Annotated in this window: 21 protein-coding genes and 1 tRNA gene; 14 read left to right on the top strand and 8 right to left on the bottom strand. The window is 68.5% G+C overall.

Annotated features, from left to right (window positions below; translation table 11 throughout):
• Positions 1 to 231 precede the first annotated feature (231 nt).
• The gene (locus tag KIK09_RS59035; protein WP_308164018.1) at positions 232 to 711 is read left to right on the top strand and encodes a tyrosine-type recombinase/integrase; all 480 of its coding nucleotides are present in this window, start codon (positions 232 to 234) and stop codon (positions 709 to 711) included.
• A gap of 27 nt (positions 712 to 738) precedes the next feature.
• Here KIK09_RS59035 and KIK09_RS10670 read toward each other — a convergent pair whose 3' ends face one another.
• The 4 genes from KIK09_RS10670 to KIK09_RS10655 all read right to left on the bottom strand — a co-directional run bounded on the left by KIK09_RS10670 (position 739) and on the right by KIK09_RS10655 (position 3,059).
• The gene (locus KIK09_RS10670) at positions 739 to 1,083 is read right to left on the bottom strand and encodes a glutaredoxin domain-containing protein (protein WP_308164017.1); all 345 of its coding nucleotides are present in this window, start codon (positions 1,081 to 1,083) and stop codon (positions 739 to 741) included.
• 738 nt (positions 1,084 to 1,821) lie between these two features.
• Positions 1,822 to 2,142 (bottom strand): hypothetical protein, encoded by a 321-nt coding sequence (locus tag KIK09_RS10665; protein WP_214318565.1) that lies wholly within the window; start codon positions 2,140 to 2,142, stop codon positions 1,822 to 1,824.
• A 335-nt stretch (positions 2,143 to 2,477) separates the two neighbouring features.
• Positions 2,478 to 2,774: a hypothetical protein gene (locus KIK09_RS10660; RefSeq protein ID WP_214318564.1), complete on the bottom strand. Its 297-nt coding sequence runs from the start codon at positions 2,772 to 2,774 to the stop codon at positions 2,478 to 2,480.
• Positions 2,775 to 2,973: 199 nt separating this feature from the next.
• Positions 2,974 to 3,059, bottom strand: a tRNA-Leu gene (locus KIK09_RS10655).
• A 130-nt stretch (positions 3,060 to 3,189) separates the two neighbouring features.
• Here KIK09_RS10655 and KIK09_RS10650 point away from each other — a divergent pair.
• The 3 genes from KIK09_RS10650 (at position 3,190) to KIK09_RS10640 (ending at position 7,315) form a co-directional block, all read left to right on the top strand.
• The gene (locus tag KIK09_RS10650) at positions 3,190 to 4,431 is read left to right on the top strand and encodes a M20/M25/M40 family metallo-hydrolase (protein ID WP_214318563.1); all 1,242 of its coding nucleotides are present in this window, start codon (positions 3,190 to 3,192) and stop codon (positions 4,429 to 4,431) included.
• 107 nt (positions 4,432 to 4,538) lie between these two features.
• The gene (locus KIK09_RS10645; protein ID WP_308164016.1) at positions 4,539 to 5,126 is read left to right on the top strand and encodes a hypothetical protein; all 588 of its coding nucleotides are present in this window, start codon (positions 4,539 to 4,541) and stop codon (positions 5,124 to 5,126) included.
• 194 nt (positions 5,127 to 5,320) lie between these two features.
• Positions 5,321 to 7,315 carry a chaplin family protein gene (locus KIK09_RS10640; RefSeq protein WP_214318562.1) on the top strand — a complete coding sequence of 665 codons (1,995 nt, stop codon included), beginning with the start codon at positions 5,321 to 5,323 and terminating at the stop codon, positions 7,313 to 7,315.
• Between the two features lie 438 nt (positions 7,316 to 7,753).
• On the opposite strand, the gene KIK09_RS57575 is transcribed toward KIK09_RS10640, so the two are convergent.
• Entirely contained in the window at positions 7,754 to 7,921 is a 168-nt protein-coding gene (locus tag KIK09_RS57575; protein WP_250573032.1) for a DUF5703 family protein, read from the bottom strand.
• A gap of 209 nt (positions 7,922 to 8,130) precedes the next feature.
• On the opposite strand from KIK09_RS57575, the gene topA reads away from it, so the two are divergent.
• From topA to KIK09_RS10615, 5 genes are all read left to right on the top strand, one after another.
• The gene (gene topA / locus KIK09_RS10635) at positions 8,131 to 10,821 is read left to right on the top strand and encodes a type I DNA topoisomerase (protein WP_214318561.1); all 2,691 of its coding nucleotides are present in this window, start codon (positions 8,131 to 8,133) and stop codon (positions 10,819 to 10,821) included.
• Between the two features lie 41 nt (positions 10,822 to 10,862).
• On the top strand, positions 10,863 to 11,363 hold the full coding sequence (locus KIK09_RS10630) for a helix-turn-helix transcriptional regulator (RefSeq protein ID WP_214318560.1): 501 nt from the start codon (positions 10,863 to 10,865) through the stop codon (positions 11,361 to 11,363).
• A gap of 126 nt (positions 11,364 to 11,489) precedes the next feature.
• Positions 11,490 to 13,523, top strand: coding sequence for a dTMP kinase (gene tmk, locus KIK09_RS10625; RefSeq protein WP_214318559.1), 2,034 nt, complete (start codon positions 11,490 to 11,492; stop codon positions 13,521 to 13,523).
• Between the two features lie 9 nt (positions 13,524 to 13,532).
• Complete coding sequence (locus KIK09_RS10620; protein ID WP_214318558.1) at positions 13,533 to 14,708, top strand: DNA polymerase III subunit delta'; 1,176 nt, start codon at positions 13,533 to 13,535, stop codon at positions 14,706 to 14,708.
• A 364-nt stretch (positions 14,709 to 15,072) separates the two neighbouring features.
• Entirely contained in the window at positions 15,073 to 15,612 is a 540-nt protein-coding gene (locus KIK09_RS10615) for a DUF1062 domain-containing protein (protein ID WP_308164014.1), read from the top strand.
• A gap of 120 nt (positions 15,613 to 15,732) precedes the next feature.
• Here the strand turns inward: KIK09_RS10615 and KIK09_RS10610 are convergent, their stop codons facing one another.
• Together KIK09_RS10610 and KIK09_RS10605 are read right to left on the bottom strand one after the other, a co-directional pair.
• Entirely contained in the window at positions 15,733 to 15,927 is a 195-nt protein-coding gene (locus KIK09_RS10610) for a hypothetical protein (RefSeq protein ID WP_214318556.1), read from the bottom strand.
• Positions 15,924 to 16,070: a hypothetical protein gene (locus tag KIK09_RS10605; RefSeq protein ID WP_214318555.1), complete on the bottom strand. Its 147-nt coding sequence runs from the start codon at positions 16,068 to 16,070 to the stop codon at positions 15,924 to 15,926. The genes KIK09_RS10610 and KIK09_RS10605 overlap by 4 nt, the downstream gene beginning before the upstream one ends.
• A gap of 67 nt (positions 16,071 to 16,137) precedes the next feature.
• Here KIK09_RS10605 and KIK09_RS10600 point away from each other — a divergent pair, with 67 nt between their 5' ends.
• A complete protein-coding gene (locus KIK09_RS10600; RefSeq protein ID WP_214318554.1) occupies positions 16,138 to 16,713 on the top strand; it encodes an ArsR/SmtB family transcription factor in 576 nt (191 codons plus the stop codon).
• 111 nt (positions 16,714 to 16,824) lie between these two features.
• Positions 16,825 to 18,234 carry an alpha/beta hydrolase family protein gene (locus KIK09_RS10595; RefSeq protein WP_214318553.1) on the top strand — a complete coding sequence of 470 codons (1,410 nt, stop codon included), beginning with the start codon at positions 16,825 to 16,827 and terminating at the stop codon, positions 18,232 to 18,234.
• A 375-nt stretch (positions 18,235 to 18,609) separates the two neighbouring features.
• On the opposite strand, the gene KIK09_RS10590 is transcribed toward KIK09_RS10595, so the two are convergent.
• Entirely contained in the window at positions 18,610 to 20,109 is a 1,500-nt protein-coding gene (locus KIK09_RS10590; protein ID WP_214318552.1) for a S8 family peptidase, read from the bottom strand.
• A gap of 598 nt (positions 20,110 to 20,707) precedes the next feature.
• On the opposite strand from KIK09_RS10590, the gene KIK09_RS10585 reads away from it, so the two are divergent.
• The 3 genes from KIK09_RS10585 (at position 20,708) to KIK09_RS10575 (ending at position 23,056) form a co-directional block, all read left to right on the top strand.
• Positions 20,708 to 21,235 carry a SigE family RNA polymerase sigma factor gene (locus tag KIK09_RS10585; protein ID WP_308164013.1) on the top strand — a complete coding sequence of 176 codons (528 nt, stop codon included), beginning with the start codon at positions 20,708 to 20,710 and terminating at the stop codon, positions 21,233 to 21,235.
• The gene (locus tag KIK09_RS10580) at positions 21,232 to 22,128 is read left to right on the top strand and encodes a permease-like cell division protein FtsX (RefSeq protein WP_214318551.1); all 897 of its coding nucleotides are present in this window, start codon (positions 21,232 to 21,234) and stop codon (positions 22,126 to 22,128) included. Before KIK09_RS10585 ends, KIK09_RS10580 begins: the two co-directional genes overlap by 4 nt.
• Positions 22,129 to 22,237: 109 nt before the next feature.
• Positions 22,238 to 23,056 (top strand): PSP1 domain-containing protein, encoded by an 819-nt coding sequence (locus KIK09_RS10575; RefSeq protein ID WP_214319598.1) that lies wholly within the window; start codon positions 22,238 to 22,240, stop codon positions 23,054 to 23,056.
• Positions 23,057 to 23,562: the final 506 nt, after the last annotated feature.

Raw genomic sequence — 23,562 nt, 5'->3', positions numbered from 1 at the left:
GAGCTGCCAGGACTCCACGCGCGTGAAGGTCGCCACCTGAGGTGGTAGCAGCGGCCTACGTGCACTGTCAGCTTGGGAACTCTTTCAAGATTATGTCCTCTGAGCAGGGGAAACGCTGACCTGGACAGATGCTGGTCGAGTGACCGTGATTCCCCGCGAGTCTCCCTTAGTCACCCTCCTGACGGGCACGCAACGGGCACGTGGGGGACAGGGAGCCTCTCCTTCCTCGTCGTGCTCAGGCGACAGGTTCGGCTCTTTCGGACACCGGATCGGCTTCCCGACTTCTCAACCACGCCTTCCATTGGCTTACTTTGGGCTTGGGCGCCTCAGGGTGGTCTAACAACCACAGGAGGTACCGGGCCCGTAAGCGGAAACCCTCATAAGGATCATCGGCGATCTCAAGCAGGAGACGACGTAACCGCACACCCGCTTCGGCGCAGTGGCTTCAACACCCGTAGTCGCTGGGTGGATGTGGTCAAGGACATGGGCATGCCCGGCCTGCACCTTCACGATCTTCGCCACACCGGCAACATGCTCGCCGCCGAGTCCGGCGCAGGCCTCAAGGATCTGATGGCTCGGATGGGACACGACAACGTAAGGGCCGCCATGATCTACCAGCACGCCGCGCGCGGGGCGGACAAGGCGATCACGGATGCGATCAACAAGCAGCTCCAGGCGCGGGACGTCGCCGACGAGATGCCCGCAGGATGATCCACAGAGGTGCTGTAGCTAGGAGAGTCAGGGCTGCGGCGGCTTCTTTCTGCCATCCTCGGCAGGCAGGAGCTGCGGCGCGGATACTTTGACAGCGTCGATCAACTGCTGGAGCGACGGGTTCACCATAGCTCGGCCGGCCACGATTACGGTCGGAACCGTTTCGTTCCCGCCTGCCACAGAACGGACGAATCGTGCCGCTTCCTGATCTTTCCATATGTTGATCTCGTGGTAGCTCAAGCGAGTGAAGCGCAGGCGGAGGCGGAGCCGCATACAGAAGCGACAGCCGGGCCGCCAATAGAGAACCACACCCGCGTGATCGGCATCCTTGAACGAACTGGCGTAGCCTCGACGAGGCAGATTGGTGAGCACTAGCCACAGGGTGTAGGCCGCAAGGAAAGAGATCGCTGTGGTAGAGAGCACGCTAGAGATCGCCGACACATAAGGAACATATCTCTCCAACTCTTGATCGCTGAACCTCGTGCCGGATGATCTACGGCGACGTCTGCGAGACCGAGAGACGCGACGATCACTGTGTCCAACTGGGTGACAACGTGCGCGGACGAACACGGACACTGACGGACAGCGATGGACGGTCGCCACAGGCGAAGGGCGCGTTAGACCACAGTAATGGCCCGCTAATGTCCCAAGAAGATCAAACAGCTCTGGAAACAATCAAGGCCCGGATCGGGAATCGTCCTCTGACCTGGGCCTTTGTGTGTGGAGCGGGTGACGGGAATCGAACCCGCGCTGTCAGCTTGGGAACTCTCATGATCTTGGTGGCTGACCTGGCGATACGCTGACCTGGGGAGGAGCGGTCCGAGAACCCGTGATTCCCCGTGAGTTCCCCTTGATCGCTCCCCTTACGGGCACGTAGCGGGCACGCTTCGTTGGTCCACGGGGAGCTCGCTCAATGCGCCACTTCCTCCCTGCTCCCGCTAGCTGCCCCCTCCGGGACTGTCAGACGGGTTCTGTCAAGGATGGCTTCGCGTGTTCCCTCAGCCAGTGACATTCCGTGTTCAGCGGTTGTCCTGCCCGCACAGCCATCCTTGACAGGTTCCGTCTGCCCCGGACAATCGGGCGGCGGGTGCAGGGGTTACGGCGGGAACCCTATGACTCTGGCTGGAACTGTTCGACTTCGGAAACGATCTCATCGACGGTTGACAATGGGATCGTCACTCCAAGATCCCATGTCTCGTCGTCCTGACCGACGAGGATGTGCGCCTGTTCGCCATTGACGGCCCAGTGCACGGAGGCGTTGGCGCAGACGCCGATCTGGAGTGAGCGGCGGCTGTTCCAGTCAGCGTTTCTGATGTCACGTAGCCGTGCCAATTCGGTGATGGGGGCCCAGATGTTCAGCTCCCATGCCTCGGCTTGGAGCTTGAGCACGACGTTCGGATCGTCGGACTCGCCTAACGTTACGTCGATCACCCGGCCATGATCGCACCGCGTGAGAGCAAGGTCTCGCGGTGGCGTGGCGCTCGGGTCGGCGGGGCTCTCTGGGTACGGCGACGCCGTGTTGCGGCGATGCCCCGCGCGGCGCTCGCGCCGTGACCGGCCCCCAGGCCGCAGCGCGGCGCGAGGGCGCCGGCGCGGGGCGTACGGCGGCGCGCCGCGCCGTGTACCAGTTCCGCAGTTTGCTGCGCTGCGGGATCTGCCTGCGCAGGATGCAGGGCGAGTGGAACAACGGCATGCCGTACTACCGGTGCCGCTTTCCTCAGGAGTACGCGCTCGCGAACCGCGTTGCTCATCCACGCAACGTGTATCTACGTGAGGGTGCCATCGCCCCGGAGCTTGAGAAATGGCTGGGCCGGCTGTTCACGCCCTGGAACATCGATCGCACTGTGGACCTCCTTGCTCAACGTTACGAGGTCCCAATGGCGACAGACCATGAGAGAGCCTCCCTTGAGCGCCAGCTGGCGGAGACGGACCGGAAGCTCGACCAGTACCGAGCTGCGCTGGATGCCGGGGCTGATCCAGTCGTCGTAGCGGGATGGATGAAGGAGGAACAGTCTCGGAAGGCCGGGTTCCAACGTCGGCTCGATCGTCTGCCGGTCGCTCAAACTCGCACCTTTGATCGCGATGCCCTTGCCGCTGCGCTACGTGAGCTGGGCGACAAGGTGAAGGTGCTCCGGAACGCGGATCCGGCCCGCAAGGCGAAGATCTACGCCGATATTGGGATAGAGCTGCTCTTCGACCCCTCAAAGCAAGAAGTCCTGGTCTCTGCGAAGAGAAACCAGGACTCCATCGGGTACGAGTCTGTGTCCGAGGGGGGACTTGAACCCCCATGCCCATCACTGGGCACTAGCACCTCAAGCTAGCGCGTCTGCCTATTCCGCCACCCGGACTTGGTGCCTGCACGCGGGACCGTCATCCCGCGTCGGCGAAGCAAGGTTAGCAAACTCTGAGGGGTGCGTCATACCAGCTTTCCGGGGAGACGATGGTGGAGCATGCCGTACGCGCGAGTGAGGAGCCGAGATGGACGAGGTCGTCGAGCTTTGCCGGGACCTGATCAGGATCGACTCGACCAATGCGGGCGACAACGCCGGGCCCGGTGAGCGGGTCGCGGCCGAGTACGTCGCAGAGAAGCTGGCCGAGGTGGGGCTCGAGGCGACGATTCTGGAGAGTGACGACAGGCGGGCCAACGTGGTCGCGCGTGTCCAGGGGACAGATCCCGGCAAACCGGCTCTGCTGCTGCACGGGCATCTGGATGTCGTGCCGTTCGACGCGGGGGACTGGACGCAACATCCGCTGAGCGGGGAGATCGCCGACGGGTGCGTGTGGGGGCGCGGGGCCGTCGACATGAAGGACATGGACGCGATGATCCTCGCGGTCGTCCGTCAAAGGCTCCGTGAAGGCAGGCTGCCGGGCAGGGATGTCGTGCTGATGTTCACGGCCGACGAGGAGGCCGGGGGCGATTACGGGGCCAAGTTCCTGGTCGAGAAGCATCCGGAGCACTTCGAGGGCGTGACGGAGGCGATCGGGGAGGTCGGCGGGTTCTCGGTCTCGACCGGGAACAGGCGGCTGTATCTGATCGAGGCGGCGGAGAAGGGCATGGCCTGGATGCGGGTGACCGCGAAGGGGCGGGCCGGCCACGGGTCGATGCTGAACACCGACAACGCCGTGACCGAACTCGCCGAGGCCGTCGCCCGGGTAGGTCGCTATGAGTGGCCTGTACGGCTGACGCCGACGATGCGCAAGTTCCAGGAGGCGACCGAGGGCGTGGACCTGGGGCCGCTGCAGCGCATGATCGGGGCGGCGCTGCGGAACACGGTCAACCCGACGATGCTGCAGGCGGGCTACAAGACGAACGTCATCCCGCAGACGGCCGAGGCGGTGATCGACGGGCGGTTCCTGCCGGGGTTCGAAGAGGAGTTCTTCGCCACGCTGGACGAACTGCTCGGGCCCAACGTGACCAGGGAGTTCGTGCAGCACCAGGTGGCGCTGGAGTTCGGGTTCGAAGGGCCGCTGGTCAACGCCATGGTCCAGGCGCTGAGGAACGAGGACCCTGAGGGTACGGCCGTGCCGTACACGATGTCGGGCGGGACCGACCTGAAAACCTTCAGCAGGCTCGGGATCAAGGGATTCGGGTTCGCGCCGCTGCGGCTGCCGGCGGATCTGGACTTCTCTGGGATGTTCCATGGGGTGGACGAGCGGGTGCCGGTCGATTCGCTCCGGTTTGGGGTGCGGGTCCTTGACCAGTTCCTGGATCTCTGCTGAAAAAGCCCTTGCGGCAACGTTGAGTGCTGCTACGGTTACGGACCGTTGAGGGGTAGTCCACGGACCGGCCTCGCACATGAGGTCGGTTCTGGAGCTCAGGAGGTCACGTGGCACGCACGCCGAGGCAGCAGCTGGGGACGATGTCCCCGGCCGCTCGGCGCGTGCCCGTGGCCGGCCTGGGAGACGAGGCGATGACCGATCGGGCCGCCCGGATGGCGCGGTTCGCGGCCGGGGCTCGTCGGATCATCGTCCGGGCTGTCGCGGTAGGCGTCCTGATGGCCGCCGGTTGGCTGCTCGCGTTTCTCTTCGGCATGCTCTCAGCGTCTCCTGCGTCCGCGGAAACCACTGCGGACGCGTCTCACGTCGTCGCCGGATCCATCATGGATGATTTCCCCACGGCAGGCGGCAAGGCCTCGGCACCGGACAACGCCGAGGCGATGGCGGGGATGACGGTCGACGGGCTGACCAGCCAGTCGAAGCCGACCCTGCCCGTTCCCACCACCGCGGGCAAGACCTTGGGCACCAATGGACTGGTGCCCAACGGCGGTGGCAGCGGCCCGTTCGGGCCCGGTATGGGGGATGTCGCGAGGTCTCTGTTCGACCCGCGGCTCGAGGCTCAGTGCGCCCCGCTGGCGTGCGTGCTTCCCCCCGTCGTCCGCACAGCGGCGGACGACCCTTCCTTCTCACCTGACTGACCCCCGTACGGACCCTGCCTTCAGGGCGGCGGAGCGCGGCTTGATCCCCTCCGCCGGCGGGTGAGCACGTCAGTCTCTCTGGTTCGCGAAATCCCCGAGGTCACCGCTGTGCGCGGTCTTGATGCGACCTCGTTCGGCCTCGGCTGCCCGCGAACTGTCAGGTATCCCCCCAAGAACCACTAGGAGCATTCATCATGCGTACGTGGGCGAAGGCATCGGCCCCTGCGGCACTGCTCGCCGTAGCGGTCATGTCTTTCGGCAGCGGCACCGCTTTCGCTGACACCTCGGGCAACTCTTCCGTGGGCGGCGGCAACCAGGTCAACCTGCCGATCTCTCTTCCCATCGACATCAGCGGCAATGCCGTCGCCGCGGCCGGCCAGTCGCACGCCTCCTCGCAGGGCGGCGCGTCGGTCGAGAACACCCAGAAGGGCGGCATCCCCGGCAAGACGTCGGGCAACAGCAGCGTGCTCGGGGGCAACCAGATCAACGCCCCGATCAGCGCCCCGGTCAACGCCTGTGGCAACGCGCTGTCGCTGTTCGGCAGCTCCGACGCCGGCTGCAAGGGCGGCGCGACGGTCAAGAACTCCGGCAAGGGCGGCGCGGGCGGCAACCGCACCAACGGCGACTACAGCCTGCTGGGCGGCAACCAGGTCACCGCGCCGATCAGCGCTCCCATCAACGCCTGCGGCAACGCCCTGGCGATCTTCGGCAACGCGACCGCGGGCTGCAAGGGCGGCGCCTCGGTCAAGAACACCGGCGTCGGCGCCGGCGGCAACACCACCAGCGGCAGGAGCTCCGTCCTCGGCGGCAACCAGGTAATCGCGCCGATCAGCGGTCCGATCAACATCTGCGGCAACGCGATCGCGGTCTTCGGCGAGGCCTTCGCCGGCTGCAAGGGCGGCGCCTCGGTCACCAACGGCGGCGGCGGGGGACACCCCGGCCACGGCTACCAGAACGGCCGCGGCGGCATGGGCTCGCGCGGCAACGACACCGACGGGCGCTTCGGTGCCGGCAGCGGCAACCAGGTCGTCGCCCCGATCAGCCTGCCCATCACCGCCTGCGGCAACGCCGCCGGCAACGCGCCCGCCGGGTGCAAGGGCGGCAGCTCGGTCGAGAACCACGGCGGCGGCTCCGGCGCCGGCGGCAACACCACCTCCGGCAGGTCGGGCGTGCTGAGCGGCAACCAGGTCGTCGCTCCGATCACCGCGCCGATCAACGTCTGCGGCAACGCGGTCGCGGTGGCCGGCAAGGCCTTCGCGGGATGCCGCGGCGGCGTCTCGGTCAAGAACGGCGGCCACGGCGCCGGCGGCAACCACACCTCCGGCCAGAGTGGCGTCGGCTCGGGCAACCAGGTCATCGCGCCGATCACGGCCCCGATCAACGCCTGCGGCAACGCGGTGGCGGCGCTCGGCCTGTCCGAGGCCCACTGCAAGGGTGGCGCCAGCGTCTCGCCGAAGGACGGCGTGGGCGGCGGCGGCAACCGTACCTCGGGCCGGTCAGGGGTTCTGGCCGGCAACCAGGTGGTGGCTCCGATCACCGCGCCGGTGAACGTCTGCGGCAACGCGGTGGCCGTCCTGGGTGACGCCGCCGCCGGGTGCCTGGGCGGATCGCACGTCGGCAAGCCGGACGACGAGTGGGGCGACGGCTACGACCGCTGGACCCGCGACAGCGGCAAGCTCGCGCACTACAACGCGGGCGGCGGCCTGCTGCCCGCGCTGCCGGTGGTCCCGGCGCTGAGCCCGCTCAAGGACGTGGGCAACGTCACTCAGCAGATGCGCGGCTCCGGCCTGCCCTCGCTGCCCGTGGTGGGCGACCTCGGCAGCTCGCTGGGGCTTCCCGCCCTGCCCGGGCTGCCGGGCCTGCCCGGCCAGCCCGCGACCCCGGCCCAGCACGGCAGGGTTCCCGCGGTGACCGGCAAGGCCGCTGACAAGGGCACCGACAAGTCCAGCCCGCTGAACGCGCTCGGCCCGGCGACCTCGCTGGTCGCCTCCACCCCGGTCGGCGGTGCCGTCACCTCGGCCGCCGGCTCCTTGCCCGTCGGTGGCCTCGGCCTGATGAGCGCCGCCCAGCCGTCCGGCGTCACGGGGATGAACTCGACGTCGCTGTTCGCGCTGGTCCTGGGCGCCATGTTCGCCGCCTCGACGACGCTGTTCGCGGCCACCCGCCGGCTGCGCACCGGCAGGAAGTAATTCAGGTACGGCCGGCCGCTCACATCCGGTGATCGGCTGAGCGAGAAGACCGCTTCGCCCGTTCCCCACCAGGGGACGGGCGAAGCTCAGTTGCTTCGCCAAAACGTTGGCGAAGCACCGGATGCTTTGCCCTGGATCGGCGGGGGAAAGCACGATGCTTTGCCCGACAGGCAGAGCCACGTGGCTTTGCCCATCTCATAGAGGGGACAGTCGCGGCTGTGGCCGGGGTCCTGAGGCGCGCAGGCCAAGTAGGGTTTGCCCGTCTCATTGAGGGGACAGTCGCGGCTCTGGCCGGGGTCCTGAGGCGGGCAGGCCAAGTAGGGTTTGCCCGTCTCATTGAGGGGACAGTCGCAGCTCTGGCCGGGGTCCTGAGGCGCGCAGGCCAAGTAGGGTTTGCCCGTCTCGGGGGCGCGGCCTGAGGCGGGCAAAGCCATGCTGTTAGAGGGTGCTGCGAACGCGTAGTATCTTCCGGCGCAGTCGTACCTGGCGGCTCCCGTCTGGGTACTTCCGTACTCGGGAGAGCTCCCACTGGCCGTACTCTGCGTGTTCGGTCAGCAGTTGACGTGCGGCTTCACGGCTGATGTCGCGCGGAATGAAGATATCCATGTAGGAGTAGTCGAGCACAACGATTAGTCTCCAGGGTGAGTCAGGGCGCGATGCTGCTCAGTGGGCTTTATTCTGCGTCCTTGTGGGTGGACTCGGAAGGTAGTGGGTAGCCCCGGGGGAAGGAAAAATCCGCGAGTCGGGTTACCTTTCAGATCTGTGCCTGCTCATGGCAGGGGGAATTGCGAGCGAACAGCGAGGTAGGTAGCAGCGTGCCAGCCAAGAACGGCAGCGCCGGCGGAACACGCCTGGTGATCGTCGAGTCGCCGGCCAAGGCGAAGACGATCGCCGGGTACCTCGGGCGCGGCTACATCGTCGAATCCAGTATCGGCCACATCCGTGACCTGCCGGAGAAGGCCGACGACATCCCCGAGAAGTACAAGGGGGAGGCGTGGGCGCGTCTCGGCGTCAACGTGGAGCACGCGTTCGAGCCGCTGTACGTCGTCAACAACGACAAGAAGTCGCAGGTCAACAAGCTCAAGCAGCTCCTGAAGGACGCCGACGAGCTCTACCTCGCCACTGACGAGGACCGCGAGGGCGAGGCCATCGCCTGGCACCTGCGCGAGGTGCTCAAGCCCAAGGTGCCGGTCCACCGCATGGTCTTCCACGAGATCACCCCGCACGCCATCCAGGAGGCCGTGGCCAACCCGCGCGACCTGAACCTGCGCCTCGTCGACGCCCAGGAGACCCGGCGCATCCTCGACCGTCTCTACGGCTACGAGGTCAGCCCGGTCCTGTGGAAGAAGGTCAAGCCGCGCCTGTCGGCCGGCCGCGTGCAGTCGGTCGCGACCAGGCTGGTGGTCGAGCGCGAGCGCGAGCGGATGGCCTTCACGGTCGCCAACTACTGGGACCTGTCGGCGCTGTTCGACACCGGCAATCCCGACGAGCGCCCGCGCGACTTCACCGCCACGCTGAACACGGTCGACGGCAAGCGGGTCGCGCAGGGCCGCGACTTCGCCAGCACCGGGCAGCTCAAGAACAACGACGTCCTGCACCTGTCGGAGGCCGCCGCCGGTGAGCTGGCGGCCCGTCTGGCGGACTCGTCGTACGCGGTCAAGTCGGTCGAGCGCAAGCCGTACACGCGCAAGCCGTACGCGCCCTTCAGGACGACCACCCTGCAGCAGGAGGCCAGCCGCAAGCTGGGCTTCTCGGCGAAGTACACGATGCAGGTGGCGCAGCGGCTGTACGAGAACGGCTTCATCACCTACATGCGTACCGACAGCATCACGCTGTCGGAGACGGCCGTCGCGGCCGCCCGCTCCCAGGCGATCAAGCTGTACGGCGCGGCCTACGTGCCCGACAAGCCGCGCGTGTACGCCAGCAAGGTCAAGAGCGCGCAGGAGGCGCACGAGGCGATCCGCCCGTCGGGCGAGGAGTTCCGCACGCCCGGCGAGACCGGGCTGTCGGGCGACATGTTCCGCCTGTACGAGCTGATCTGGCAGCGCACGGTGGCCTCGCAGATGAAGGACGCTCAGGGCGAGTCGATCACCGTGAAGGTGGCCGGCCGCTCGAACGCCGGCGAGGACGTGGAGTTCAACGCCTCGGGCCGGACGATCACCTTCTACGGCTTCCTGAAGGCCTACGTCGAGAGCGTGGACGACTCCACCGCCGACCGCGACGACTCCGAGAAGCGGCTGCCGACCCTGGAGGAGGGCCAGGCGCTCTCGCTGGCGCGGCTGGACGTGGCGGCGCACGCCACCAAGCCGCCCGCCCGCTACACCGAGGCGTCGCTGGTCAAGGAGCTGGAGGAGCGCGAGATCGGGCGGCCTTCGACGTACGCCTCGATCATCGGCACGATCCTCGACCGGGGATACGTCTTCAAGAAGGGGACGGCGCTGGTGCCGTCGTTCCTGGCCTTCGCCGTGGTCAACCTGCTGGAGCAGCACTTCGGCAACCTGGTCGACTACGACTTCACGGCCGAGATGGAGAAGGTCCTCGACGACATCGCCAACGACCGGGCGGAGCGCGTGCCCGAGCTGCAGCGCTTCTACTACGGCGGCGAAGGCGACGAGGGTCTCAAGGAGATGGTGACCGATCTCGGCGAGATCGACGCCAAGGAGATCAGCTCCTTCCCCGTCAGGGGCAGCGACATCGTGCTGCGGGTCGGCCGGTACGGGCCCTATCTGGACCGTGACGGTGCCCGGGTGAACGTGCCCGAGGACATGACGCCCGACGAGCTGACCGCCGAGAAGGCCGAGGAGCTGTTCTCGCGCCCGACCGGCGACCGCGAGCTGGGCCACGACCCGGTGTCCGGCAACATGATCGTGGCCAAGGACGGCCGGTTCGGCCCGTACGTCACCGAGATCCTGCCCGCGGCGGCCGAGGAGACGGCGAAGAAGACGACGCGGGCCAAGAAGGCCGATGCCCCCAAGCCGCGCACGAGCTCGCTGTTCAAGACGATGTCGCTGGACACGATCACGCTGGAGGACGCGCTCAAGCTGCTGTCGATCCCGCGGGTCGTCGGCGAGCTCGAGGGCGAGCAGGTCATGGCGTACAACGGGAAGTTCGGCCCGTACCTGAAGAAGGGCACCGACTCGCGCTCGCTGGCCTCGGAGGATGACCTGTTCTCGGTCACGATCGAGCAGGCCAAGGAGCTGTTCGCGCAGCCCAAGCCGCGGGGCAGGGGGCGGGCGGCCGCCGCCGCGCCGCTGCGCGAGCTGGGTGAGGACCCCAACTCCAAGAAGCCGATCGTGGTCAAGGAGGGGCGCTTCGGCCCGTACGTGACCGACGGCGAGACCAACGCCTCGCTGCGCAAGGGCGACACGGTCGAGGACATCACGACCGAGCGGGCGGCCGAGCTGCTGGCCGAGCGGCGCGAGCGGGCTCCGGCGCCCAAGAAGACGACCACGCGCAAGGCGCCGGCCAAGAAGGCTCCCGCCAAGAAACCGGCCACGAAGCCCTAAGAATCGGAGTAGTATCCCATCGGCTACCAACGGAGGTGACGATGGGATCACTCCCCGTACCCGACGTACGGTTCTGGGCCGAGTCGGGCGGCATGCTGATCAAGCGGGCCAGGCATGCGGCCAGCCTCAACCAGACCGCGCTGGCCGAGGCCAGCGGCACGTCGCGCACCACGCTGTCCGCCTACGAGCATGGGCGCAAGTCGCCCACGCTCGAGACCGCGGGGCGGATCCTGGACGCGGCCGGGTTCCGGCTCGCGCTGGAGCAGAAGGTGGAGTTCACCCGCCACCCAGGAGGCTTCCACGTGCCCGACCGGCTGTGGCGGCTGCCGGTGGGCAGGGCGCTCGCCGTGCCTGGCGGGCGGCGGCGCGAGGTCTACACGCGGCTGCTGCGCTCGGGCACCCCGGATGACCTGCTCGGATCGATCGACGGTGCGCTGCTGGTGGACTGCTGGGGCGAATTGGACCTCCCGGGGCCCGTTCGGCAGGCGTGGACACCCGTGATCGAGGCGGTCCGCCGTACGGAAGAGACGAGTTTTTCATGACCAATTCCGGGGGTGTACCATGCGCGCGGCACCGCGGACGTATTACTCTCGGCGACGAGCGAACCGGTATGTCCGGCGAGTCTCGTGTGTTCCCCCCACCCGCGAGCACCTGGATACGCTGACACTATGAGCGCCCCTGGCCGACGCCGGCCCACAAACGTGCTGGCTAACGCGCCGTTCCGCCGACTGTGGACGGCCGCGTCGGTCTGCAGCCTGGGCGACTGGCTGAACATCCTCGCGCTCACCGCGCTGGCCGCCAACCTGACCGAGGGCGGCTTCCGCAACCAGTCCCTGGCGGTCGGCGGCGTCTTCGTCGCCAAGATGCTGCCCGCGGTGCTGCTCGGGCCGCTGGCCGGGGCCTTCGCCGACCGGTTCGACCGGCGGCTGACCATGGTCGTGGCAGACCTGGCGCGCTTCGCCATCGTGGTGTCCATCCCGTTCGTCGGCAGATACCAGTGGATCATCATCGCGACGCTCCTCATCGAGTGCGTGAACCTGTTCTGGGTGCCGGCCAAGGACGCCACCATCCCCAACCTGGTGCCCAAGCAACAGCTCGAGGCCGCCAACCGGATCAGCCTGCTGGTCACCTACGGCACCGCACCGGTCGCGGCCGCGCTGTTCGCCCTGCTGTCGGTGGCGGACGACCTGCTGCACACCACCGCGTCGCTGCTCCAGCCGACCTCGCTGGCGCTGGGCCTCAACGCCCTGGCCTACCTGGTGTCGGCCCTGCTGATCTTCACGCTGAGCGGCATCCCGCGGCGCGGCGGCGCGATCTCCACCCCGTCGGTGCTGCGGCAGATCATCGACGGCTGGCGCTACATCGGCACCAACCGGCTCGTGCGCGGCCTGGTCATCGGCATGCTCGGCGCCTTCGCCGCGGGCGGCGCGGTCGTCGGCGTCGCCAAGGTGTACGTGCTGGCGCAGGGCGGCGGTGACGCGGCCTACGGCACGATGTTCGGCGCGGTCTTCGTCGGCATGGCCGCCGGCATGTTCTTCGGGCCGCGGCTGCTGAGCGGCCTGTCGCGGCGGCGGATGTTCGGCGTGTCGATCGTCTCGGCCGGCGTGGTGCTCGCCGCGCTCGCGCTCGTCCACAACCTGGTGATCGTGGTCATGCTGACCGCCCTGCTCGGGGCGTTCGCGGGCATCGCCTGGATCATCGGCTACACGCTGATCGGCCTGGAGGTCGAGGACGCGCTGCGCGGCCGCACCTTCTCCTTCCTGCAGTCCACCGCCCGGGTCGTGCTGCTGCTCGTGGTGGCCGTGGCCAACCCGCTGGCAGCGCTGTTCGACAAGCGCACGGTGCAGCTCGGCCAGATCACCTACGCCTTCGACGGCACCAACCTGGTGCTGCTGATCGCCGGCGTGCTTGCGGCGGTCGTGGGCGTACTGTCGCTGCGCCACATGGACGACCGGCCCGGCATCGCGCTGTCCGACGACCTGCTCGCGGCGCTGCGCGGCGAGCAGTACAAGCCCGAGGTGGACGAGCAACTGCCCGGGATGTTCGTGGCCTTCGAGGGCGGCGAGGGATCCGGCAAGACCACCCAGTCGCGGCTGCTGGCCATCTGGCTGCGCGACCAGGGCTACGACGTCGTGCAGACCCGCGAGCCCGGATCCACCAAGGTGGGCATGCGGCTGCGGGCCATCCTGCTCGACGCCGCCGAGCGCGGCCTGTCGCCGCGCGCCGAGGCCCTGCTGTACGCGGCCGACCGGGCCGAGCACGTGGAGAAGGTCATCAGGCCCGCGCTCCTGCGCGGCTCGATCGTGGTCACCGACCGCTACGTCGACTCCTCGCTGGCCTACCAGGGCGCCGGGCGGGCGCTTGACCCGTCCGACGTGGCCCAGGTCAACGCCTGGGCCACCGGCGGGCTGGTGCCGCACCTGACCGTGCTCATCGACACGCCGCCCGAGGTGGGGCTGACCCGGCTGGGCGGCGCGGCCGACCGGATCGAGTCCGAGCCGCTGGAGTTCCACGAGGCGGTGCGCAAGGAGTTCAGGGCGCTGGCCGCCGCCGAGCCCGGCCGCTACCTGGTGGTCGACGGCACGCTGCCGTCCGAGGAGATCACCCGGCAGATCCAGGACCGCGTGCGCGAGATCCTGCCCGACCCGGTGCCGCAGGAGTCGGAGGACGTCACCGGCACGATGCCCGCCATCCGCGACTAGCCTTGCCTCGTGGCTGTATTCGACGACCTCATCGGTCAGGACCAGGCGGTAGCCGTACTGTCGCGGGCGGCCGCGGCGGCGCGCGAGGTCGTCGAGGGCGGCCGGGGCACGGGCATGACGCACGCCTGGCTGTTCACCGGCCCGCCCGGCTCCGGTCGGGAGGAGGCGGCCAGGGCCTTCGCCGCGGCGCTGCTGTGTCCTGACGGCGGGTGCGGCCATTGCGACCAGTGCCACCAGGTGATGATCGGCTCCCATCCCGACCTGGAGTCGGTGCGGCCCCAAGGCCTGTCCTACAGCGTCAAGCAGACCCGCGAGCTCATCCTGCGCGCGGCCGGAGCTCCCACCCAGGGGCGCTGGCGGGTGATCCTGTTCGAGGACGCCGACCGTGCCACGGAGTCGGCCGCGAACGCGCTGCTCAAGGCCATCGAGGAGCCGCCGCCGCGGACGGTGTGGCTGCTCTGCTCGCCCGCGCCCGACGACCTGGTGATCACCATCCGGTCGCGCTGCCGGGTCATCACGCTGACCACGCCGGCCACCGAGGCCGTCGCGCACGTGCTGGCCACCCGCGACAGCGTCCCGTGGGAGACGGCCCGCTTCGCCGCCCGCGCGGCTCAGGGGCACATCTCGCGTGCCCGGGCGCTCGCGCTCGACGAGGGTGCGCGGCAGCGGCGCGAGGCTGTCCTGTCCATCCCCCGCTCGCTGACCGGGGTCGGCGAGTGCATCTCGGCGGCCGAACGCCTGGTCAAGACCGCCGAGGAGGAGGCCACCTCGGCCACCACCGCGCTCAACGAGTCGGAGACCACCGAGCTGCGGCGTCTGTACGGTGAGGGGTCCACGGGCAAGGGGCTCAACCGCGGGCTGGTCCGGGGTGGGGCCGGGGCTTTGAAGGAGCTTGAGGACCGGCAGAAGTCGCGTGCCACGCGCATCAAGCGTGACTCGCTGGACGGGGCGCTGCTCGAGCTCGTGGCGTATTACCGGGATGTGCTCGCGATGCAGTTCGGGGCGCGGGTGGAGCTGGCCAACGACGATCTTCGTTTTGATCTTGATCAGCTGGCGCGAGTGAGCACGCCTGAGGAGACGCTGCGGCGGATCGACGCGATCATGCAGTGCCGCGAGCGCCTCGACGCCAACGTCAACCCCCAGATCGCCGTGGAATCGATGCTCCTCGCCCTGCGGTCCGCATAGGAGCCTCCCGGCCGTACGGGGGCCTTCTTGCACGGCTAGGGCCTTCTGGGGGCCTTCTCGTACGACGAGCCGCCGCCACCGACCGCTCCCAAGCGGCAGAGACCGCCACCGCCGGAAAACCGATTGAGCCTTCCTTCCGCGTTCCCGTAGGTTGCCTGCGACACGTCGCAGTGAGGACAGAGGACAAAACCGCGTGACCCCGCCTGCTCTTTAGACCTGACACCTTTCTCCGCTCACCTTCAAGCCGACCCTCCCGTCGGCTCTGCCGGGCTGCCCATGTGCGCCCGGTCATACAGCGTTTGAGGCCGCGCGCAATCGGCCTCGTGTCAGGTCTAGAGAGATCATGTCTTCACAACCTCATACTGTGCTGCCCTGGGTCGTTCGTCGGACCAGGCTGCCTCTGCTGTCGTTGCGGTGCGTGGACTGTGGGTCGGAGTCGGCCACCACCGGCGATGGCAGGTTCCGCGTCAACGCCAACGGCAAGCTGCTGGACGTGTGGCTGCTGGTCCGCTGCGTGTCCTGCGATCGGACGATCAAGCTCACCGTGCACGGGCGAGCGCCGGTCAGCTCCTTCGATCCCGCCGAGCTCGGCGGCTACCACGCCAACGATCCGGAGCTGGTGGCGTCCACGCTGCTGGATCCGCTGCTCGCCCGGCGCAACCGCTTCACCCTGGACTGGAACGGGGCCTGGCGGCTGGACACCCCGTCGGCACGGCTCGACGAGGCGTGGCCGGTCCAGGTGGAGGTCGTCTTCGAGGATCCGGTGCCGGTGCGCCCGGACTGGCTCATCGCGCAGGGACTCGGCCTCAGCAGGAACGAGGTGCTGCGCCGGATCAAGTGCGACATTCCGCTACGCCGTACGAGGATCGCCGGGTTCACCTTCATCCTGATGACCGGGGATTAGCGGGGATGTAGCCGCGGCGGGGTGCGCCTGTCGTTGACGACAGGCCTTGGTACGGCGGCGCGCCCGTACCACGCGCGAGATGTCAGGGCCCGGGTATCGCGGTATCCGGGCCCAGCGGCGTCACCGGCGCGGTGTCTCCCACCGGATGGTGAGCAGGCCGTGCTTCATCCGGCCTGCCAAGCGGACGTGCAGCGTCTCCGCCGTGTTGCCGCCGTCGTCCCCGCTGATCGTCACCAGGCTGTGCCGTACCGACAGCTCGTTGGCGTCCACCACCATGCCCGGCGCGAGGACCAACCCCACGCTGGCGCCGTTCACCTGCGCTCGATGACCAGTTCGGGTGCGCTGCGCAGCGCCAGGGTCAGGTCCAGCATCACGGTGCACCACGCGGTGCGCAGCGCCAGCCGGTGCGGCAGCGTCCACCGGCCGTCACGGCGCGCCGAGCCACGCTTCTCCTTCATGGTCTTAAGGGCACGCGCTTCGCAAAGAGCCTTTGCAAAGAGCGTTTGCGAACGATACGGTGCTCTCGTGGATCTCGTCCCGCAGGAGATAACCGATGTCGAGGCGCTGAAGCTCCTGGCGCATCCCATGCGACAGCGGATCGAGCGGCAGTTGCGCAACGGTCCTGCCAACTCCGCGACTCTCGCCCGAGCGCTGGGCGAGAACACTGGCCTGACCAGTTATCACCTGCGCCAGATGGCCAAGCACGGGTTCATCGAAGAGGTGCCCGAGCTGTCGAGGGGACGGGAACGTTGGTGGCGCCAGGTGCCTGCTGATCGCAGGATTCCGCCCTACAGCCGGCAGACCCCGGAGATGCGGGCGGCGGTCGAGGAGATGAACCGGCTCGACTTCGCCGAGGAGCTCGAGCAATTCACCCGCTACCAACTCGAACGCGACGACCTCGGTGAATGGGCGGACGCCCTGGTCTGGTCGCGCTCGGCGATGCGCCTCACCCTCGACGAGCTCAAAGAGTTTCTCGAGGAGTACGTGAAACTGCTCTACCGCTACAAAAGGCCGGACGAGGCGACGCCGCCCGGGGCGCGCGTCGTGCTCGCCCGGATGCTCGCGTTCCCCGCCCCCACATCCGCCGACGACGGCGAATGATCTGGGCCGCCGGGTTGCAGCCCGACGGCCCAGAGACGAAATCCGCATCACCACGCCCCGCCAAGGGCGTGTCTTCACGTGCACGGATTCCCATAGAAAGGAGAGCACCTCGTGCTGCTCTCACGCAAACGCTGGACGTGGTCGCTGTTGCCCGTCATGCTCGCGATCGCCTTGTTCGCCCTACCCGTACCCGCACAGGCCGACGCACTGGTCACCAGCGATGTCACCTTCACCGGGGACGGCGGCGTGACCTTGCACGGAACGGTCGTGGCGCCGAAGGCGGCGAAAGGCCGCAGTCCCGGCATCGTCATGGTGCACGGCGCCGGGCCGGTCACCCGGGAGGAATTCCGGGACGAGGCCGAGGCCTACGCCAAGCGAGGCATCGTGACCCTGATATACGACAAGCGCACCATCGGCTACTCCACCCTGCGGCGGAACTACGAGACGCTCGCCGGTGACGCGCTGGCGGCGGTGCGCACACTGCGGGCCCGCGCCGAGGTGAACCCGGCGATGGTCGGCATCTGGGGACTGTCGGAGGGGGCGTGGGTGGCGCCGATCGCGGCCGCCCGATCCTCGGACGTGGCCTTCCTCGTCGTCGCCGGCGCGGTCGGAACGACGCCCGCCAGGCAGCAGGCATGGGCGTACGGCGAGCGGCTCCGTCACGCGGGCGTGCACGGGTCGCTGACCCACATGCTGCAGCGGCGCGCCATCAGGTTCGGGATCGGGAGCGGCCTGTTCGGCGAAGAGGAGCGCGATCCCATGCTGAGCTGGGAACACGTCCACCAGCCGGTCCTCGCGCTGTGGGGAGCCCTCGACCGGGAGGCGATGCCCGCCGAGAGCTCCCAGATCATCCGGCAGGGCCTGGAGCGCGGCGGCAACGCCCACTACTCCATCCACTTCATCGCCGGAGTCCGCCACAATCTCAACCGCACGTTCGACGACGGCTTCGACCGTCCCGACAGTCTCCCTGCCGACTATGCCAAGTTCGAGGCCGCCTGGATCACCGGCCTGAGCGATGGCCCGCCGAAAGCCGGCGCGGACCAGCCGCCGTCCCAGGATCTGCTGAGCCGTCCGGTGGACGGACCGTTCGCCTGGTACGAGTCACCCTGGCTGCAGCTCGCGGCTTTCGCGATCTTCCTCGCCGCCTCCCTCGGCTATGCGCTGGCGGCGACAGTGAGGCGGCTGCGGCGACACCGCGGCGCGCCCCCAGCCTCACGACCGGCTCGCTGGCTCGTCATCGCCCTCATGGCCTCCACACTCGGCTTCCTCGGCTACTTCTGCGTCCTGGTGCTCACCGGCGCCTACCTGATCGGGCCCATGGTCCTCGGCCGCCCCCTGCCATGGCTGGCACTTCAGCTTCTCGCCGTGGCCACGGTCGTCGCCGCGGTCGCCACGGTCACCGCCACCTGGCGCCACCGCCGCGAGCTATCCCCAGGAAACCGGATACGGCTGGGAATGGTCCTGGCAGCAGCCGCGGTGTTCGTGCCTTGGGCGGCCTACTGGGGCGTGCTCATTCCCTGAAAACCGGTGAGCTTGGACCCCTGCGGCCTTCGCGGCCCTCCACCTGATCCGCACGACGAGGCCCCACAGCTCCTGCGTCAGAGGGGGTAGCGGACGGCGCGCGAGCCCTTGACCAGGTACACATCCCTCATGAAGAGTCCGGGGGCTGTGCAGCAGGCGTTGAGGTCGCCAGCGAAGCTAGGTGCCGCGGAGGATGGCCCATCTGCCGGAGAGGGTTGCGGGTGGGGCAGGTGGCGGCCCTGGGCGCTCCGCGTGGCGGTTGGGAGAAGTGGCCGCGGGCCCTGGCGGGCAAGGCACGTGCGGGCCCCGAACGTTCCGCGTGGGTCAGGAAGAAGTGGAGGCCGCTGCCGGGGGCGGCAGCGGCCTCCGGGGTGGTTAGCTCACGGCCTTGAGGGCGTCGATTTCGCCTGAGCCGTACCAGCTGTTGTGACCCGCGCCGCCCTGGCAGCTCTGCGGCGAGTCGTCACTCTGCGGGAAGGGCTCGTAGGCCGACACGTCGGTGGGGCAGGTGAGCGAGTTGGTGGCCTGCTGCAGCTTGGCCGCCAGGGAGCCGCCCGACAGCGAGGGGTTGGCGCTGAGCAGCAGCGCTGCCACGCCCACCGCGTGCGGACCGGCCATCGAGGTGCCCTGCAGGTAGCAGTAGGTGCCGCCGGTGGCGGGGTCGACGACCGGACGGGCGCACGGGCGGCCCTTGGGGTAGGTGGACAGGACCCGCCCGTTCACGGCGTCGGCGGTGCGCTGCAGGATCGCGTCGCCGCCGGGGGCCGCGACGTCCGCGGTGGAGGTGCCGTAGGAGGAGTAGTAGGCCTTCTGGCGCAGGTTGCCGGTGGCGGTGACGCCGACGACGCCGGGAACCTCGACCGGGACCACCCGGCAGGCGTTGGTGATCTCACGCCGCTCCGCCGCGCCGTCGGGGAAGTCCGGGCTGGTCACGTCGATGCGGGGGTGCGACAGGTCGGTGGACTCGTTGCCCTCCGAGGCGATGACCAGGGTCCCCTTGGACTGGGCGTAGGCGATCGCGCGGCGCTCGGCCTTCCAGATGGCCCGCTGGCCTTCGTCGTTGGCGCAGTTGAACAGCCACGGGTCGGCGAAGTAGCTGTTGTTGGTGATGTCGATGCCCTTGTCGGCCACCCACATGTAGGCGCAGATCACCATCTCGGGGAAGAAGAAGCCGTCGTCGTTGGCCGTCTTCACGCCGGCGAGCTTGACGCCGGGGGCCACGCCGACGATGCCGTGTCCGTTGGCCGCCGCCGCGATGGTTCCGGCGGTGTGCGTGCCGTGTCCGTTGGCGTCGTTGCCGGGCTGCAGCGTGGTCGGCTTGCCGCTGGAGCAGTCGGCGCTCTTGGCGGCGTCGTAGACCGGCGCGAGGTCCGGGTGGGTGAAGTCCAGGCCGGTGTCGAGGTCCGCGACCGTCACCGCCTTGCTGCCCGCGGTGACCGCGTGCGCCTGCGGGACGTTGATCTGCTTCATGTCCCACTGCAGGCCGGACAGCGAGTCACCCCAGGTCGCCGCGGGGATGGCGGCCGGGGCGTTGTCCGAGCCCGCGTCCAGCGTGTCGACCTTCGTGCCGAACTTGGTCGTGGCGGCGACCGCCTCGACCCCCTTGACCTGCTCCATCGCGGTCGCGAATCCGGCGTCGGAGGAGCTGGCCACCGCGACGCCGATCTGGCTGTAGCTGGCCACCAGTGAACCGCCGGCGCCCTCAACCGCGCTCTTCGCGCCGTCGGTGCTCGCACCCGCGCTGTAGAGGACCAGATAGGTGGAGGCGGAACCGGTCTGCGCGGTGGCGCCGGGGGCTCCTGCCAGGAATCCCGCGCCCAGGGCTACCACGGTGGTGGCGGAGGCGAGGATTTTTCGGATTTGTCCTAATGCCACGGACGTTCCCTTCCCACATGGCGATGACTCTGTGGCATCGCGCACGTGGGGAACGTAACCGCGCTCCATTTCCAATTAATGACGATTCGGCACCAATGATCGCTCGACAACCTGTATGTCCAATCACGCTCGAACCGATGACGTCCTGGTCGCGGGGCAAGAGCGAGGCGCTCCTGGCGCGTGGGGCTCGCCCCCAGGCCGCAGGGTCGTGGGGATGGGGTACGGCTGGCGCCGGGTCGTTGGGGTGGGTGCGGCTGGGCGCCAGGTCACCGGGGTGGGGTACGGCGAAGGCGTGGCGAGCCGGGGGCCGGGGTGCCACGATCACGGAGCGCCGTGACGGTGGGCAACTGTCACCGACTCGCCGAAGCGCCGGGCGCGGGTCCTCAGCCGAAGTGCGGAGGGCGGCGGGTGGCGGGGGCTCGCCGTACGAGGAAAGAAGGGGCTTGCCGTACGAGGAAAGAAGGGGCTTGCCGTACGAGGAAAGAAGGGGCTTGCCGTACAGGAAAGAAGGGGGCTCGCCGTACAAGGAAAGAAGGCTGTGAGAGAAGAAATCCGCGGGGCGGGAGCAGCAACTCGGGCGGTGGGGCGTCTCTGGAATGTGGAAGTCGAACTGCTCCCTCAAAGCGAGGCGCGGGCGCCGCAGCGCGTCGACGTCGCGACGATTTTCGCCGAGCATCATGTCGGGCTCGTACGGCTGGCATTGCTCATGGTCGGCGATCAGGCGACCGCGGAGGACGTCGTGCAGGACGCGTTCGCGCGCACGCATGCCGGGCGCGCCCGGCTGCGAGATCCCGGCAAGGCGCTGACCTACGTGCGGTCCGCGGTGCTCAACGGGTGCCGGTCGGTGCTGCGCCGGCGGGCGACGGTGTTCCGTCGGGCCGTGCCGTACGAGCCGCCCGTCTGGTCGGCCGAGAGCGCCGCGCTGATCGGGGAGGAGCGGCGCGCGGTGCTGCTCGCCATGCGGGAGCTTCCGCCGAGACAGCGGGAGGCGTTGACGTTGCGGTATTACCTCGATCTCACCGACCAGGAGATCGCCGAGACCATGGGGATCAGCGCGAGCACCGCGCGTTCCACGATCACGCGGGGGCTGGCGGCCCTCGGCCGGGCGCTGGGGGAGGACGCGTGAACAGCCCTGTGGAGGAGCGTCTGCGGCAGGTGCTGGACGAGGCGGGTGCCACGGTCGACGTGGCCTCGATCAGGCCGCTCACAGTTCCGGAGCGTAGGAGGTTTCGAGTGGATTTCCGGCTGATCACGGCTGCGGCGGGCGTGGCTCTGGCGGGGGCGATCGCGGCCGTGACGGTCACTTCTCCGGGAGGCCAGGGTGTGGTCGCTGCCAAGCCCGTCGGTCCTGAGGTGACCGGGGTCAGGGTATTCCTGTGCGTCAAGGGTTCGGCCATGCCTCAGTGCAAGGGGAAGGGCGTCACGGCGGAGCAGACCAAGGCTCTGCAGTCCTTGCTGAAGAGCGTGCCTTACGTGGACCAGCTGTACTACGAGGATCAAGCGACGGCCTACAAGAATTTTCAGGAGGCGAATGCGGATAACCAGCCCCTCATCAAGGCGACCAGGGTTACGGATATGCCAACCTCGTTCCGGGTGAAGCTGAAGACGGGGGCCGATCCTCAGCCCGTCGTCGCAGCGGTCACCGGCCAGCCGGGTGTGGCGCAGGTGGTCGTCGATCAGCGGGTCGGCGACAACACGGGCAAGAGCGATATCGGGATTGTCCTCTGTAAGCCTCATACTCCTGGGGCGTCCTGCGCCACGCTGAAGGACGGCGTGTCGACGGCGGACGTCCAGGCCATCCAGGAGAAGCTGGCGGCCCTGCCTGAGACCAAGACGATCAACCTGCAGCACAGCGTCGAGGATGGAAAGCTCCAGCCCGCCTCCATCGAGCTGTGGCTGAAACCCGGTGCCGACCGGACCAAGGTGATCAGGATCGCGAAGGGCCTGCATGGGGTCCAAATGGCCTTCGACATGCGCTGCTCCGGAGGGCCGTCGAACAAGCCGCACGCGGCCTGCTAGGAGAAGTGCGTCGGGAGGCCTCACGCTCGGCGGGGCCTCCCACGTAGTGTGGCAGGCGAAGGCCGTACACCCCCGAAGGCCGTCAGGAGGCGAGCTCGAGCCCATGGGAATGATCATGGCCGTGAGCTTCACCCGCTATGGAAGGCTCTACTACCTCGACCCCGGCGAGCACAGCCCCAAGGTCGGAGACAAGGTGCTGGTGCCGACCGACTCGGGTCCCGAGGTAGCCGAGTGCGTGTGGGCCCCGCAATACACGAGCGAGGACATCGACGGCCTGCCCGTGTGCGCGGGCGTCGCGGGGGAGGAGCACCTCTCGCGCGACGAGGCCAACAAGCGGCGCAGGGCCGAGGCACGCAGCGTGTCCAAGAGGCTGATCAAGCGGCACTCGCTGCCGATGAAGGTGGTGGGGGTCGACTACGTCGACAAGGACAACGTCTACACCGTGTACTTCTCGGCGCCGCACCGGGTTGACTTCCGTGCGCTGGTCCGCGACCTGGCCAGGAACCTGCGGGCCCGGGTGGAACTGCGCCAGATCGGCCCCAGGGACGAGGCGCGGCTGCAGGGCGGCATCGGGCCGTGCGGGCGTGACCTGTGCTGCGCCACGTTCCTGAAGGACTTCGAGCCGGTCTCCGTACGCATGGCCAAGGACCAGGACCTGCCGGTCAATCCGCTGCGGATCGCGGGCGCCTGCGGCCGGCTGATGTGCTGCCTGAAGTACGAGCATCCCCTGTATCAGGAGTTCCGGGCCTCGGCGCCGCGGGTGGGCGTGAGCGTCGATACGCCGCAGGGCGCGGGGACCGTGGTGGGGCACAACGTGCCCTCCGACTCGGTGATCGTCCGGCTCAACGACGGCGGGCGGCGCTGCGCGTGCAGCAAGGCCAGCGTGTGCGGGCCGCGCCAGGCCTACGAGTCGACGTACGGGGAGTAGCCGAAGGTCATCGGTCTTCGGCGGCGTGCCGAGCCGAGGAGGCGTAGGCCGCCGGAGTTGCGACCCCACGTGAAAGGAGAGCCGACGGACAGGCCGTCGGCTCTCCTCGGGGTGGATTACCACCACCATCCTCCACGGTGGCAGCCGCAGCCGCGGCCTCGGCCCCACCACCAGCGGCGTCGCCACCAGCGTCTGCGGCCCCAGCCCCAGCCCCAGTTGCCCCATTCAGGGAAGCCGACACGTGCCATGATTCCCCTCCTCATGAGCGGCTCCCGTCGCGGGAGCACCTCGATGCCGACAAATGCGACATTAACACTCAAGTCACAGCACATCACTCGAAATGCGGAGTATTGGTGAGGCTTTGGCATTGAGCAAAGCCGCCCATTCTCGTCTGCGGCCAATGCGTTCTCGGCCGCAACGCCCGGCGTGGCAGGCGATTCCGGGAGTGTGGGCATCGAAGTATCGACCACGACGTGCGGCCGCTCTGGCCGCGGCGGTGCGGTCTC

Source organism: Nonomuraea sediminis (genome assembly GCF_018531495.1).
GTDB classification, from domain to species: domain Bacteria; phylum Actinomycetota; class Actinomycetes; order Streptosporangiales; family Streptosporangiaceae; genus Nonomuraea; species Nonomuraea sediminis.
This window is presented reverse-complemented; position numbering and strand designations above follow the sequence as displayed.

What these genes read in the sequence shown, in the direction of transcription:
- KIK09_RS10650 (WP_214318563.1), top strand. Translation starts at nt 3,190, where the DNA reads ATGGACGAGGTCGTCGAGCTTTGCCGGGACCTGATCAGGATCGACTCG.
- tmk (WP_214318559.1), top strand. Translation starts at nt 11,490, where the DNA reads ATGAGCGCCCCTGGCCGACGCCGGCCCACAAACGTGCTGGCTAACGCG.
- KIK09_RS10630 (WP_214318560.1), top strand. Translation starts at nt 10,863, where the DNA reads ATGGGATCACTCCCCGTACCCGACGTACGGTTCTGGGCCGAGTCGGGC.
- KIK09_RS10605 (WP_214318555.1), bottom strand. Translation starts at nt 16,070, where the DNA reads ATGAAGGAGAAGCGTGGCTCGGCGCGCCGTGACGGCCGGTGGACGCTG.
- KIK09_RS10640 (WP_214318562.1), top strand. Translation starts at nt 5,321, where the DNA reads ATGCGTACGTGGGCGAAGGCATCGGCCCCTGCGGCACTGCTCGCCGTA.
- KIK09_RS57575 (WP_250573032.1), bottom strand. Translation starts at nt 7,921, where the DNA reads ATGGATATCTTCATTCCGCGCGACATCAGCCGTGAAGCCGCACGTCAA.
- KIK09_RS10575 (WP_214319598.1), top strand. Translation starts at nt 22,238, where the DNA reads ATGATCATGGCCGTGAGCTTCACCCGCTATGGAAGGCTCTACTACCTC.